General features: G+C 72.0%; 11 protein-coding genes. 6 read left to right on the plus strand and 5 right to left on the minus strand.

Translation table 11 applies throughout. From position 1 onward, the window contains the following. Positions 1–31 precede the first annotated feature (31 nt). A complete protein-coding gene (locus tag ACQPZW_RS07865) occupies positions 32–550 on the plus strand; it encodes a polyadenylate-specific 3'-exoribonuclease AS (RefSeq protein ID WP_433794167.1) in 519 nt (172 codons plus the stop codon). Here ACQPZW_RS07865 and ACQPZW_RS07870 read toward each other — a convergent pair. Next, entirely contained in the window at positions 507–1,148 is a 642-nt protein-coding gene (locus ACQPZW_RS07870; protein WP_433794168.1) for a TetR/AcrR family transcriptional regulator, read from the minus strand. The genes ACQPZW_RS07865 and ACQPZW_RS07870 overlap by 44 nt on opposite strands. A gap of 101 nt (positions 1,149–1,249) precedes the next feature. On the opposite strand from ACQPZW_RS07870, the gene ACQPZW_RS07875 reads away from it, so the two are divergent. Beyond that, the gene (locus ACQPZW_RS07875) at positions 1,250–2,728 is read left to right on the plus strand and encodes a DHA2 family efflux MFS transporter permease subunit (RefSeq protein ID WP_433794169.1); all 1,479 of its coding nucleotides are present in this window, start codon (positions 1,250–1,252) and stop codon (positions 2,726–2,728) included. A gap of 660 nt (positions 2,729–3,388) precedes the next feature. Here the strand turns inward: ACQPZW_RS07875 and ACQPZW_RS07880 are convergent. Together ACQPZW_RS07880 and ACQPZW_RS07885 are read right to left on the minus strand one after the other, a co-directional pair. Continuing rightward, positions 3,389–5,194 (minus strand): glycoside hydrolase family 3 protein, encoded by a 1,806-nt coding sequence (locus ACQPZW_RS07880; RefSeq protein ID WP_433794170.1) that lies wholly within the window; start codon positions 5,192–5,194, stop codon positions 3,389–3,391. 16 nt (positions 5,195–5,210) lie between these two features. After that, entirely contained in the window at positions 5,211–6,479 is a 1,269-nt protein-coding gene (locus ACQPZW_RS07885) for an MFS transporter (RefSeq protein WP_433794171.1), read from the minus strand. 253 nt (positions 6,480–6,732) lie between these two features. Here ACQPZW_RS07885 and ACQPZW_RS07890 point away from each other — a divergent pair, with 253 nt between their 5' ends. From ACQPZW_RS07890 to proC, 3 genes are all read left to right on the plus strand, one after another. After that, on the plus strand, positions 6,733–9,036 hold the full coding sequence (locus tag ACQPZW_RS07890) for an ROK family protein (protein ID WP_433794172.1): 2,304 nt from the start codon (positions 6,733–6,735) through the stop codon (positions 9,034–9,036). A 187-nt stretch (positions 9,037–9,223) separates the two neighbouring features. Beyond that, a complete protein-coding gene (locus ACQPZW_RS07895; RefSeq protein ID WP_433794173.1) occupies positions 9,224–10,252 on the plus strand; it encodes a 6-phosphofructokinase in 1,029 nt (342 codons plus the stop codon). 71 nt (positions 10,253–10,323) lie between these two features. Continuing rightward, entirely contained in the window at positions 10,324–11,181 is an 858-nt protein-coding gene (gene proC / locus ACQPZW_RS07900) for a pyrroline-5-carboxylate reductase (RefSeq protein ID WP_433794174.1), read from the plus strand. 144 nt (positions 11,182–11,325) lie between these two features. Here the strand turns inward: proC and ACQPZW_RS07905 are convergent, their stop codons facing one another. Next, positions 11,326–12,003 (minus strand): DUF429 domain-containing protein, encoded by a 678-nt coding sequence (locus tag ACQPZW_RS07905; RefSeq protein WP_317787688.1) that lies wholly within the window; start codon positions 12,001–12,003, stop codon positions 11,326–11,328. After that, on the minus strand, positions 12,003–12,473 hold the full coding sequence (locus ACQPZW_RS07910; RefSeq protein WP_433794175.1) for a glutathione peroxidase: 471 nt from the start codon (positions 12,471–12,473) through the stop codon (positions 12,003–12,005). The genes ACQPZW_RS07905 and ACQPZW_RS07910 overlap by 1 nt, the downstream gene beginning before the upstream one ends. 171 nt (positions 12,474–12,644) lie before the next feature. Between ACQPZW_RS07910 and ACQPZW_RS07915 the strand changes: the two genes are divergently transcribed. Then, positions 12,645–14,114, plus strand: a complete 1,470-nt coding sequence (locus tag ACQPZW_RS07915) for a glycosyl hydrolase family 18 protein (protein WP_433794176.1) — start codon at positions 12,645–12,647, stop codon at positions 14,112–14,114. The last annotated feature ends 49 nt before the right edge of the window (positions 14,115–14,163 follow it).

Raw genomic sequence — 14,163 nt, forward strand, 5'->3', positions numbered from 1 at the left:
GTCCGCACGGCTATGGGCGAGGATGGTCGGGATGTCATACCGCTATTTCTACGACTGTGAGTTCATCGAGGACGGCCGGATCGTCGACCTCGTCTCGATCGGTGTCGTCGACGAGTTCGGCCGCGAGTTCTACGCGGTCAGCACCGAGTTCGACGACTCCCGTGCCGTGCCCTGGGTGCGCCGCAACGTCCTCGACAAGCTCCCCTCGCCGTCGGACAAGGCGTGGCGCAGCCGCGAGCGCATCCGTGAGGACCTCTACGAGTTCCTGATCGAGCCGATCCGCGGCCGGGGTGAGCAGATGGAGCTCTGGGCGTGGTATGCGGCGTACGACCACGTGGCGCTCGCCCAGCTGTGGGGCGCCATGCCGGCCCTGCCGCGGGAGATCCCCCGGTTCACCAAGGACCTGCGCCAGCGCTGGGACGATCTGGGCCGCCCGCACCTGCCGGAGATGGCCGGCCGGCACGACGCCCTGGTGGACGCCCGGCACAACCTGGCCCGGTGGAACACTATGACCGCGAAGACCTCATCGGGGGGACACACCCCCGCATGACGGCCCGGACGTCGGTCTCGGTCGGCGCGGCGCCGAGCGCGCCGTTGTCCGGCCGGGCGCGCAGGCCGTCGATCACCATCTCCAGATAGCGCTCGTAAAGGCCCGGCCGGCACCCCTCGCTGTGCTGGGCCATTTCGGTCACCATGGCCATGATGATCGGGAAGTCGTGGAACCCCGCGTCCGGCCGGAGCGTGCCCTCGGCGTGCGCCCGCTCCATCAGCTGCTCCAGGAGCGGCACGATCTGCTCGCCGGCCTGCTTGAAATGCTGCTCGCCCATGCTCAGTGCGGCGTCGCGCAGCCCGCGGTCGGCCGCGTGCCACCGCGCCGACGTGCGCAGGAACCCGGTCAGCCCCTCCCACGCGGACTCGGCGGCGAGAGCCTCCTCGGCCAGCGTGACGAGGTCCTCCAGGCGGTCGGTGAAGACCGCGTCGATCAGCTCCTCCTTGGTGGGGAACCGCCGGTAGACCGTGCCCACGCCGACCCCGGCGTGATGGGCCACGTCGTCGAGGGTGGCGGCGAATCCCCTGGTCGCGAAGACCTCACCGGCGGCCTCGACGATCCGCTCCCGATTGCGCTGCGCGTCGCGCCGAAGTGGCATGTGGCCAAGCCTACAACTAAGTGGAGGTAACTCCTCAACTTCTCCTGCTAGCCTGCCGAAGTGGAGGACAGACCTCAACTTAGCTTCGGAAGGCTCCGCGCATGAGCAGCACCGTTATTGATCGGCCACAGCCTGCACAACGTGAGACAGGGCGCTGGTGGGCTCTGGTGGTGCTGGCCCTGGCCCAGTTGATGGTGGTCCTGGACGCCACGATCGTGAACATCGCGCTGCCGACGGCCCAGGCCGACCTCGGCTTCGACGACTTCGGCCGGCAGTGGGTGGTCACCGGCTACGCGCTCGCGTTCGGCAGCCTGCTGCTGCTCGGCGGCCGGCTCTCCGACTTCTTCGGCCGCAAGCGGATGTTCGTCATCGGCCTGATCGGGTTCGCCCTGGCCTCCGCGCTCGGCGGCGCCGCTCAGAACCTCGAGCTGCTGATCTTCGCCCGTGCGCTCCAGGGCGCCTTCGGCGCGGCGCTCGCCCCGGCCGCGCTCTCGCTGCTCTCCACCACGTTCACCGAGCCCGCCGAGCGCGGCAAGGCGTTCGGCATCTTCGGCGCCATCTCCGGCGCCGGCGGCGGCATGGGCCTGCTGCTCGGCGGAGTCCTCACCGAGTACGTCTCCTGGCGCTGGTGCCTCTACGTCAACCTGGTGATCGCCGCGATCGCCGTGGCCGGCGCGTTCCTGAAGCTGCGCGACGAGCCCACCCCGGCACACGGCCGGATCGACATCCCCGGCACCGTCACCGCCGTCTCCGGCCTGGTCGCCCTGGTCTACGGCCTCGCCAACGCGGAGACCGACGGCTGGACCGACGTCCTCACCCTCGGCCCGATCGTCGCCGGTGTGGCCCTGCTCATCGCCTTCGTCGCCATCGAGCGCAAGGTCGAGCACCCGCTCCTGCCGCTGCGCGTCGTCCTCGACCGCAACCGCGGCGGCTCCTACGCCTCGATCGCGATCGCCGGCGCCGGCATGTTCGGCATCTTCCTCTTCCTCACCTACTTCCTCGCCGGCATCCTCGGCTTCACCCCCATCAAGACCGGGCTCGCCTTCCTGCCGATGCTCGGTGCCGTGATGCTCACCGCCACCACCGCCGGCTCGATGCTCGCCCCGAAGATCGGCCCGCGCCCGCTGGTCCCGGCCGGCGCCCTGATCGCCGCGGCCGGCATGCTCCTGCTCACCCGCCTGGAGCTGGACTCCACCTACGCCGCCGACATCCTCCCCGGACTGATCATCATCGGTCTCGGTCTGGGCCTGGTCTTCGCGCCGACCCAGAACGCCGCCACCTCCGGCGTCGAACACCGCGACGCCGGCGTGGCCTCCGCGATGATCAACACGGTCCAGCAGATCGGCGGCTCCATCGGAACCGCCCTGCTCAGCTCCTTCGCGGCCAGCGCCGCCGAGGACTACATGACCGGCAAGGAGCCGTCCCAGCTGCTCCAGGCACAGGCCGCGATCGAGAGCTACCACACCGTCTTCTGGTGGTCGGCCGGCTTCTTCGTCCTCGCCGCCGTGGTCGCCGCGGTCCTCTTCCGCACCGGCCCCCTGGACGTCGACCCCGACGCTCCGCGCGCGATGGCCCACTGACAACCACGACGATGCGCTCCGCTGCGGGTTGGCGGGGCGCATCGTCCTTTTCCGGTACGCCGTGCCCGGCCCCCGACCGCACCACCCCTCCCCATCTACCGCGCGAGGCAGGCGGTGGCCAAGACCGCCCGGCGACCGCCGGGCCGGATGCGGCCCCCACCGTCACACCCCACCATCCGCCCCGCGAACCCTCCGCCCGCCGGACCCGAGCACTGTGGTGACCCGGCCGCGACGGCTCCGGCGGTCGGCCGGTTATCGACAGCGGAGCCGGCCGGCTGGTTTCCGGCAGTGGAGCCGGCCGGCCCGGCGTTGGTGAACCAGCATGCGGAGCCGGCCGGGACACGTGGAGACGCCGGCCACCCCCATGGGGGTGGCCGGCGTTCGCGTGGCGGCGAGGTCCGGGCGGCCGCAGCCGGATCAGGGCAGCTGGAGGCCGGGTCAGGGCAGCCGGCCGCCGGGTTGGGGCAGCCGGCAGCCGGCAGCCGGCCGCCGGGTGGGGGCAGCCGGCAGCCGGGTCGCGGCAGCGGGGGCGGGGTTGGGGCGGCCGGCCGCCGGGGCACGGCAGCGGAGGCCGGGTGGGGGCGGCCGGCCGCCGGGTCCGGGCATCTGGAGGCCGGAGCCGGGCGACGGGCCGCCGGATCAGGGCAGCTGGAGGCCGGGTCAGGGCAGCCGGCCGCCGGGTCCGGGCAGTTGGAGGCCGTGACCGTAGGGGAACAGTGGGTCGGCCGTGTCGTTGGGGACGTCCTCACGGGACGCCTCCACCTCGGCCATCGAGGACGGGAGCTCGAAGGGCAGCGTCCCGCCCGTGGGGGAGCGGCCGAACAGCACGTCGAGCAGCGCCTCGTCGGACGACCCGAAGCTGCCGGTCAGGGCGGCCGCGGTCGCGGCCAGCGGGGTGAGGACGGCGGGCCGGTCCAGCCACACGTCGACGACGGTCGGCAGGGTCGCGGCCAGCTCCAGGACGGGGGCGAGCTCGTCCGGGGTCCACTCCAGGCGCCCGGCGTGGAAGAACGCCTCGAACCCGCCGCCCCGTGGCTCGAAGGGCGCCGCCCGCCGGACGATCGCGACGTCGGCGGCGGCCGGGTCGTCGACGACCTTGGCGTATCCGGCGGCCACCACCGGGTCGACCCCGTCCAGGTGGACGGCGATCCCCTCGGTCAGCGGCAGCACCGGCCCCGCCGGGAGCGACCAGCCGGCGGCCGGGGCGTCGTGGTTGGTGAGGACGACTATCGAGCGGCGCTGGGCCGACAGGCCGGCGGCGCGGAAGGACGACTGCCCGGCGACGCGGGCGGCGGCGGCCGGGTCCACGTAGCGGCGGTCGTCGAAGAGCCCGAGCCGGAACTTGTCGCGGAGGATCCGGCGGGCCGAGACGTCGATCCGGGACTCCGGCAGACGGCCGTCGCGGACCAGGTCCACGATCAGTTCCGGACAGTGCTCGCCACCGAGCTGGTCGGCGCCGGCCTCCAGGATGCGCAGGACCCGGGTGTGCCGGTCGAGGTGCTCGACACCCCAGGCACGGGCCGGCATGTCGGTGCCCATGACGACCGCGTCGGTGACCAGTCCCCAGTCGGTGCAGACCACCCCGTCGAAGCCGTACCGCTGCCGGAGCAGGCCCTCGATGATCCCCCGGCTGAAGCTGAACCCGACCTCCTCGTACGGCGTCCCGACCGGGATCCCGTAGTAGGGCATGACCTGTGCCACCCCGGCCTCGAACGCGGCCTCGAACGGCTTCAGGTGGTAGTCCCACATGCCGCCCGGGTAGACCTGCTCCCGCCCGTAGTGGAAGTGCGCGTCCTCGCCGTCCTTCTGCGGGCCGGCGCCGGGGAAGTGCTTGACCATCGCGGCCACCGAGGACGGGCCGAGCGTGTCGCCCTGTAGGCCGAGCACATAGGCTCTGATCAGCGAGGACACCATGTCGGCGTCGGAGCCGAGGGTCCCGTTGGTGCGGGCCCAGCGCGGCTCGGTGGCGAGGTCGGCCATCGGGTGCAGGGCGACGCGGATGCCGGTGGCCAGGTATTCCTGCCGCACCGTGTCGGCGAACTCCCGTACCAGCGAGGGGTCCTTGATCGCGCCGAGCCCGATGGGCTCGGGCCACGCGGAGAGACCGCCGGCCGCCGCGGACGCCGCGGGGTTGTCGACGACGCCGTGCCGGGGGTCGGTGGAGACGGTGACGGGGATGCCGTGGCCGATGCCCGCCGCGATCTCCTGGATCCGGTTGTGCCACTGCGCCAGACGTTCCGGCGCGACCGGCGCGAAGGTCAGGATGTTGACGTGGTTGATCAGCCTGTCCCGGAGCAGGGCCGACGCGGACGGGATCATCTCGTCGCCGTCGGCGATCAGGCCGTCCGGGCCGACCGCGATCATGGTGTGGAACATCAGGCCGGCCTTCTCCGCCAGCGTGAGGCGGGCGAGCAGGTCGGTGACCCGGTCCTCGACGGGCAGGGCGGCGTTCTGGTAGGCGTGCATCGTGTTCTCCAGGGTTCTAGCGGGCGCCGCGGACCATGCGGACCAGCAGTGATCCGGCGATGGCGACGGCCGCGCCACACAGGAAGAGCAGGCTGTAGTTGGTGTTGCCGGCGCTGCCGACGGCGAGGATCGGTGCGGCCAGGATCGGCACGAGCGACTGTGGCAGCGCGTTGGCGATGTTGAGCACGCCCATGTCCTTGGCGGCGTCGTCGGGGTCGGGGAGCACGTCGGTGGCGAGTGCCAGGTCGACGGCGAGGTAGGCACCCTGGCCGAGCCCGAAGAGCAGGGACGCGGCGAGGAAGACCGCGAAGCTGCCGGCGAACGCGATGACCACGAGAGCGAGGGCGACCACGATGCCGGCGCCGAGCACGAACGGCTTGCGGCGGCCGAGTCTGTCGGAGAGCGTGCCGCCGGCCGCCGAGCCGACGACCAGGCCGCCGGTGCTGACCAGTGTGGAGAGCAGGATGCCGGTGGCCACGGTGTCGGTGGTGTACCCGAACCGGTCGATCAGCAGGTACGCCTGGTAGGTGGTGACCGACGCCAGGCCCATCCAGATCAGGAAGCGGCTGACGATGTTCCAGACGAAGTCGGGGTGCCGTCGCGGGCTGACGTAGAAGGTGCGCGCGAGCTCCTTGAGCCGGTAGGGCGCGAAGTGCCCCTTCTCGGCCGGGCGGTCCTTGAGGACGACGACGAGCAGGGCCACGGTGGCGACGCCGATCGCGGACGGGACCGCGAACATCAGCACGGCGTTGCCCGCCAGGGCGGCGGCGAGGGCGCTGCCGGCCAGGATCGCGACCGACGTCATCAGGCCGAGGATGCCGCTGACCCGGCCGCGCTGCCGGGCCGGGATCTGGTCGGGCAGCAGCGCGGTCAGGGTGGCGAGGGTGGCGTTGACGCCGAGTTGGGCGAGGGCCCACCCGGCGGTCAGGGCTCCGATGCTGCCACCGAGCGCGACGACCAGCAGGCCGGCGAAACCGACGATCATGCCGCCGAGCAGCCACGGGCGGCGCCGGCCGAAGCGGGAGGTGGTGCGGTCGGACAGGGCGCCGAAGAACGGGTTGCCGATCAGCGCGAGAACGGCGCCGACGGACAGGACGGTGCCGAGGGCGGCTGCCTTGTCGTCGGGGGCGATCTGCGCGACCCGGATCGACATCGTGACGATGACCGGGGTCAGGATCGTCAGATACGCGCCGAGCTGTGCGAGCGCCATCGCGACGACGAGTCTGGTCGGCGCGTCGGGAACGGTTGGGGTGGTGGCCGGCGGGCGGGGCTGGACAGTCGTCATCGCACACCTCGGGACAGGAAAGGGCCTCGGGACGAAAAGGGGAGGAATGACACCGGGCCGGCTCCGGTGCTTGTTAACGCCTTGTTCGCTGAACGTATCGAGTTGATTAGCGCCGAACCAGAGCCGAAAAGGCCTGCTCAACGCTGTGATTTGCCGGTGTCTCGCGTTACTGGCGCCCGGTTTGCCCGCTCCTGCGTGTGACCGGCGTCGCAATCGGCCGGTAATTAGGTCCAGTCCCGGCAAAACTGGGGTCATGTCGGGTCGCCGGGTGCATCAGGTGCGCCGCGACCTGCTGCTGGCCGCGGTCCGCGAGGCCGGCCGTGGCACCCGCGCCGATCTGGCCCGTCGCACCGGCATGGCCCGGATGACCGTCGACAACCTGGTCGCCGAGCTGCTCACGGCGGGTCTGCTGGCCGAGGAGGCGGCCGTCGCCGACGGCACCCGCGCCGGGCGTCCCGCCCGGTCCATCATCCTCGGTCCGGCCGCGGGCGGGGTGGTGGGCGCGATCGTCACCACCCGGGGGGTACGAGCGGCGAGCGCCGACCTCACCGGACGCATCCTCGCCGAGCACCGGCTGTCCGGCGACGACCTGGACACCCTCGCCCTGCTGGTCGCCGAGTGCGAGACCGCGGTCGAGGGCCCGGCCTGGTCCGTCGTGCTCGGCCTCGGCGCCGGCCGCGATCCCGCGCTCGCCACCGGTCTGCAACAGCGCCTCGGCCGCCGGGTGATCGTCCGCACCGCCGCCGAGCTGAGCCTGCTCGGCGAGGTCGGCTACGGGACCGCGGCCGGCCACACCGACGTCTGCTACCTGCGGGTCGGCTCCGGCATCACCTGCGGCCTGCTCCTCGGCGGGGTGCTGCACCACGGGGCGCACGGTGCCGCCGGCCGGATCGGGCATGTCCAGATGGACGAGATCGGGCCGCTCTGCCGCTGCGGCAACCGCGGCTGCCTGGACACGATCGCCTCGGCCCCGGCCATCCTCGCCGCTCTCGCCACACCCCTGGGCGAGACGGTCACCGCGGCCCGGGCGGTCGAGCTGTCCCGCACCGACAAGGCCACCGAGCGGATCCTCGCCGACGCCGGCCGGATGATCGGGCGGGTGGTCGCCGGCCTGGCCAACACCGTCAACCCGGCCCTGGTCGTCCTGGACGGGCCGCTGATCGAGGCGGGCGGGCCGATCGTCACCGCGGTCGGCGAGTCCCTCCAGCGGTATGCGCAGCCCGAGGTGGCGGCCGGCACCCTGATCCGGGCCGGGACGCTCGGCGACCGGGCGGCGCTGCTCGGGGCACTGTTCGCGGGGTTGCGGGCCACTCCGGCGGCGCGCGGTGGCCGTACCCTCGCCGGGGTCTCACCCACCGTGACCACCACGGATCTCGCGTCCCCGGGAAGGCATGCCGCGGGTCTCGTGCCGGGGGAGAAGCCCGCCGCCGTCGTCCCGCCCGGGGAGCGGGAGCGGGCCGTGCGGCGCGAGATCCTCGTCGAGACGCTCCGGGCCGCCGGTCAGGCCACTCGCAGTGACCTGGTGAAACGCACCAGGTTGCCGCGAGCGGCGGTGGCCGCGCTGCTGGACGGGCTGGTGCGCGACGGTGTCGTCGAGCAGTGCGCCGCGACCGGGCCGCGGGCCGGTCGGCCGTCGCCGTCCTTCCGCCCGGTCGCTGCGGGTGAGCTGCTGGTCGGCGTGGCGATCGAGGGCGACGGGGTCCGGGTGATCGCCGCCGACGGCACGGGCGGGGTCCGCTGGTCCGCGTTCCGGGTCCTGCCGCCGTCGATGGACGGCCGGGCGGTGATGCGCGCCGCCGCCGCGATCGCCCTCGAGCAGCTGGACGGCCACGGGGAGCGGCGGGGACCGGGGACCCGGTTCGGGGTGAGCGTGCCGGCGCCGGTGCACCCGGTGACCGGGCGCCTGAGCTCACGCAGCGTGCTGACGATGTTCGCCGGGTTCTCGCCGGCCGAGGAGATCGCCGCGGTCCTCGGCCGCCCGGTACGGGTCACCAACAACGCCCAGCTCGCCGCGCTGGCGGAGAGCCGGCGGGGCGCCGCCCGGGGCGTGCGGGACGTGCTCTACCTGAGCTGCGACCAGTACACCGGGGCCGGCCTGGTGACCGGCGGGCGGGCACATGCCGGGGCGATCGGATACGCGGGCGAGGTGGGCCACCTCAACGTCCGCGAGGTCGGCCCGCTCTGCCTGTGCGGCAAGCGCGGCTGTCTCAGCGCGTTCCTGTCGCCCGGCTACTTCGCCGCGGTCTCCGACGGCGGGCCGCCCGACGAGGACCGGCTGCTGGCCCGGGCCGCCTCCGGGGACCGTCCGGCGCGGCGGGCGCTGCTCGACGCGGGACGGCTGATCGGGCGTACGGTCACCCCGCTCGTGTCCGTTCTCGATCCGTCCATGGTGATCGTCGGGGGTCGATTCACCGAGCCGGGTGAATTCGTCGTCGACGGCGTCCGTGAGGCGCTGCAGCGGCACTGCGACCCGGCCGCGGCCGCCGTGCTCACCGTGGTTCCCGCAGCCCTCGGCCGGGACGCCGAGGCGCTGGGTGCGATCGAGTCGCTGTTGTGAGGTTGCCGTTCCGCCGCGGAGCCGTGACCGCATCGAAACTCCCCGGCTTTACTGGGCCGCCGTCGGGTGGCTCAGGTACGGCGACTACAGTTCGGGTGCGGCCCGCCCCGGGCCGGCAACGCTGCCGACGAAATCGTCCCTGGGGCCTCGACGGGCTATCTTGCTACCCGATCCAGGGGGAAGAAAAATGCGTATCGGCGTGCTCACCGGTGGCGGCGACTGCCCCGGTCTCAACGCGGTCATCCGCGCCGTCGTCCGTAAGGGCGTCACCGCTTACGGCCACGAGTTCGTCGGGTTCCGCGACGGCTGGAAGGGCCCGCTGGAGGGTCTGACGAAGCCGCTGGGCATCGCGGAGGTCCGTGGCATCCTGCCGCGCGGCGGCACCATCCTGGGCTCCTCCCGCACCAACCCGTTCAAGATCGAGAACGGTGTCGAGCGGATCAAGGCGAACCTCACCGAGCAGGGTGTCGACGCGCTCGTGGCGATCGGCGGCGAGGACACCCTCGGCGTCGCCACCAAGCTGTCCGAGCTGGGCGTCAACGTCGTCGGCGTGCCGAAGACGATCGACAACGACCTCAACGGCACCGACTACACCTTCGGCTTCGACACCGCGGTCAACATCGCGATGGAGGCCATCGACCGGCTGCACACCACCGCCGAGTCGCACCACCGCACCCTCGTCGTCGAGGTCATGGGCCGCCACGCCGGCTGGATCGCGCTGCACGCCGGCCTCGCCGGTGGCGCCAACGTCATCCTGCTGCCGGAGCGCCAGTTCGACGTCGAGCAGGTCGCCACCTACGTGACCAAGCGCTTCCAGGTGGAGTACGCACCGATCGTCGTCGTCGCCGAGGGCGCCCAGCCGCTCGACGGCCAGATGGTCCTGCACAACCAGGAGCTCGACAGCTTCGGCCACGTCCGCCTCGGCGGCATCGGCCAGTGGCTGGCCCAGCAGCTGGAGGAGAAGACCGGCAAGGAGGCCCGCACGGTCGTCCTCGGTCACATCCAGCGCGGTGGCACCCCGACCGCGTTCGACCGGGTGCTGTCGACCCGGTTCGGCCTGCAGGCGATCGACGCCGTCCACGAGGGCGACTTCGGCAAGATGGTCGCCCTCCAGGGCACCGACGTCGTGCGTATCCCGCTGATCGAGGGCACCGGCGAGCTGAAGACCGTTCCGCTCGAGCGCTACGAAGAGGCCGAGGTCTTCTTCGGCAGCTGATCCATCCGTCGCGATGCCGGGGGCTTCTCGCCCCGGCATTTCGCATTCCGTCGCCTCGTGGGGAGCCCGCCTTGTCCGACCCTGCCTTGTCCGAGCCCGCCTTGTCCGAGCCGGCCTCGTCCAAGCCCACCGTCGCGGTCCTCGGGACCGGCAAGATCGGCGAGCTCGTCGTCGCCGGCCTACTGCGCTCCGGCTGGCCCCGGGAGAACGTGCTGGCCACGACCCGTCGCCCGGCCCGCGCCGCCGAGCTGGCCGAGCGGCACGGCGTGGAGGTCCTCGACAACGCCACCGCCGCCCTGCGGGCCGACGTCCTGGCGATCGCGGTCAAGCCTCAGGACGCCGGGTCGCTCCTCGACGCGATCGGCAGCCGGATCGACGCCGGCAAACTGGTCGTGTCGCTCTGCGCCGGGCTCCCGACCGGCTTCTTCGCATCCCGGCTGGCCGAGGGCACACCGGTGATCCGGGTCATGACGAACACCCCGGCCATCGTCGACCAGGCGATGACCGCGATCTCCGCCGGTCCGCACGCCACCGGAGAGCACCTGGACATCGCCGAGCAGATGTTCAAGCCGCTCGGCGTCACCGTCCGCGTCCCGGAGTCCCAGCAGGACGCGGTGACCGCCGTCTCCGGTTCCGGCCCGGCGTACTTCTACCTGTTCGTCGAGGCGATGATCGAGGCGGGAGTCCTGCTCGGACTGCCGCGGACGGTCGCTCACGAGCTGGCCGTGCAGACGGCGGCCGGGTCGGCGACGATGCTCCGCGACTCCGGCGAGCACCCGGTCAAGCTCCGCGAGGCGGTCACCTCGCCGGCCGGGACGACCGCCGCCGCCCTGCGCGAGCTGGAGAGGCACGGCGTCCGCGCGGCCGTGCTGGGCGCCCTCGAAGCGGCCCGCGACCGGGCCGGCGAGATCGCCGCCCAGGCGAAGTGAGCCCGGCTGGTCGTCAGCGCGGTCCTACGGAGAGCACCGTCGGATAGGCCCGGCGGTCGCGTTTCGGCCGGGAGGACCGCCCGCGCCGCGGGGTAGGGGACGGGGCGGCCGCTCCTGCGGTTGCCGGCCGATGGCCGTACGAAATCAGTAATAGATGGCGATTCTGCTGCCGTTCTCCTCCTCGGGAGGGCTGGGGTGGCTCAGGGCCGCCCCGGTGGCGACGCGATGGGCGGTCCAGGCGACGGCGGCCGCGTCGAGGATGTCGTCGGGTGGCGCCTGGCCGGCCGGGCCGAGCTTGTCCGGCAGCACGATGCCGTTGCGGGCCAGCAGCTCGCGGCGGCGGGCCTGGCCGCTCCACGTCTTCTTGGCGTGCGGCAGCGGCTCGCCGGCCATGGTCCGGAAGGAGACCTCCGGGTGGGCCTCGAAGAGCAGCCCGGGGTGCCGCTCCCAGATCGCGTTCGCCTCGAGCAGCTTGGGCCGCAGCGCCCAGGACTGCCGGCTGAGCCCGGCGCCGGTCAGCTCCCGGCAGAGCCGGTTGGCGGAGGCGAAGTCGGGCTCCTGCCAGACCGCCCGTGGCGGCACCCGGAAGACGCTGCCGCGGCGCGGGCCGAGCTGGTCGGCGGCGAGGGTGTCGGCCGCCCGCCACCGGTCGGGGAGCATGCCGAGCGGGATGTCCACGCCGATCACCGCGGCGCCGGAGCTGCCGGCGACGATCTCGTAGAGGGTGGCGGCCAGAACGGCCCGCCCGAAGGCCCCGTCGCGCAGTTCGACGCCGACCCAGCCGAGCGCGTACGCGTCGACGCCGATCACGTGGATGCTCATCAGTGCGGCAGCAGCTTCTCGATCGCCGCGACGAGATCCGGGTCGTCCGGCTGGGTGCCCGGCTCGAAGCGGGCCGCCACGGTCCCGTCCGGAGCGACCACGAACTTCTCGAAATTCCACGCGATGTCAGCGCCGCCGCCGACGAGCTCGGTGTAGAGAGGGTGCCGGCCCGGTCCGTTGACCTCGACCTTCTCGGTCACCGGGAAGGTCACGCCGTAGTTGACCCGGCAGAACTCGTCGATCTGCTCGGCGGTGCCGGGCTCCTGGCCGCCGAACTGGTCGCAGGGCACGCCCACCAATACGAGGCCCCGGTCGCGGTAGGTCTCCCAGAGGCTCTGGAGCTTCGCATACTGCGGTGTCAGGCCGCATCGCGAGGCCACGTTGACCACCAGCACGACCTTGCCGCGGTAACGGTCCAATTCGGTCGCGCCACCGGTGAGGGCGCCAATGTTGACGTCGAAGATGGTCATGACGGAAGACTACCGGCCGTGTCCGCTCGATTGCACGCCGTCGTGACGTGACCGGTGATGTTAAAGAAGCCTTAAAGCTGTTCACCTGGCTTGACTGTTGTTAATCGATGTGACTACCGTCTCTTCAACTCTCTCTTTGGAAAGTTTCCTAACTGTTTGAGGAGACATCCGTTGCGTACAACCCCCCGTCGGGCGCTCATCACCGGCGCGATCGTGCTGGCGTCCAGCGTCGCCGTGCCGATGAGCCAGGCGTCCGCCGCTGCCGCCTGCGCCACCCCCTGGTCCGCCACCGCCGTCTACGTGAAGGACAACGTCGCTTCGCAGAACGGCCACAACTACACCGCCAAGTGGTGGACCCAGAACGAGTCCCCGGCCACCAACAGCACCCAGTGGGCGGTCTGGATCGACAACGGCGTCTGCGGTGGCACCACGCCCCCCACGACTCCGCCGACCACCCCTCCGACGACCCCGCCGACCACGCCTCCCACGACTCCGCCGACCACTCCGCCCACCACGCCGCCGACCACCGGCAGCAAGTGGGTCGTCGGCTACTTCGCCGAGTGGGGCGTCTACGGTCGCGGCTACCACGTCAAGAACATCGACACGTCCGGCTCGGCGTCCAAGCTGACCCACATCCTGTACGCGTTCGCCAACACCACCGGCGGCAAGTGCTCGATCGGTGACTCGTACGCCGACTACGAGAAGGCATACACCGCCGCGGAGAGCGTCGACGGCGTCGCGGACACCTGGGACCAACCGCTGCGTGGCTCGTTCAACCAGCTCCGCAAGCTGAAGAAGAAGTACCCCGGCCTCAAGGTGATCTACTCGGTCGGCGGCTGGACCTGGTCCGGCGGCTTCACCCAGGCGGCCGCCAACCCGGCCGCGTTCGCCGAGAGCTGCTACAACCTGGTCGAGGACCCGCGCTGGGCGGACGTCTTCGACGGCATCGACGTCGACTGGGAGTACCCGAACGCCTGCGGCCTCTCCTGCGACGCCAGCGGCCCGGCCTCCTACGCCAACGTGATCAGCGCGCTGCGCACCAGGTTCGGCAGCAACAACCTGATCACCTCGGCGATCTCCGCCGACGGCAGCAACGGCGGCAAGCTCGACGTGGCCGACTACGCGGCCGGCATCGCGAAGCTCGACAAGGTCTTCCCGATGACGTACGACTACTTCGGCGCCTTCAACGCGCAGGGCCCGACCGCCCCGCACTCGCCGCTGACCTCGTACGCCGGCATCCCGCAGGCCGGGTTCAACTCCGACGCGGCGATCCAGAAGCTCAAGAGCAAGGGCGTCCCGGCGGCGAAGATCCTGCTCGGCATCGGCTTCTACGGCCGAGGCTGGACCGGCGTCACCCAGGCCGCCCCGGGTGGCAGCGCGACCGGCGCCGCGCCCGGCACCTACGAGGCGGGCATCGAGGACTACAAGGTCCTCAAGACCAAGTGCCCGGCGACCGGCACGGTCGGTGGCACGGCGTACGCCTTCTGCGGCGGCAACTGGTGGGGCTACGACACCCCGTCGACCATCGCCGGCAAGCTGACCTACGCCAAGAACCAGGGCCTCGGCGGAGCGTTCTTCTGGGAGCTCTCCGGTGACACCACCAACGGCGAGCTGATCACCGCGATCAAGAGCAACCTGTAACGGCTTTTTCCAGGGGGGCACCGGGGGAACCCGGTGCCCCCCTTCCGTA

This window comes from Actinoplanes sp. CA-252034 (assembly GCF_050956125.1).
In the GTDB taxonomy this organism is placed as follows: domain Bacteria; phylum Actinomycetota; class Actinomycetes; order Mycobacteriales; family Micromonosporaceae; genus Actinoplanes.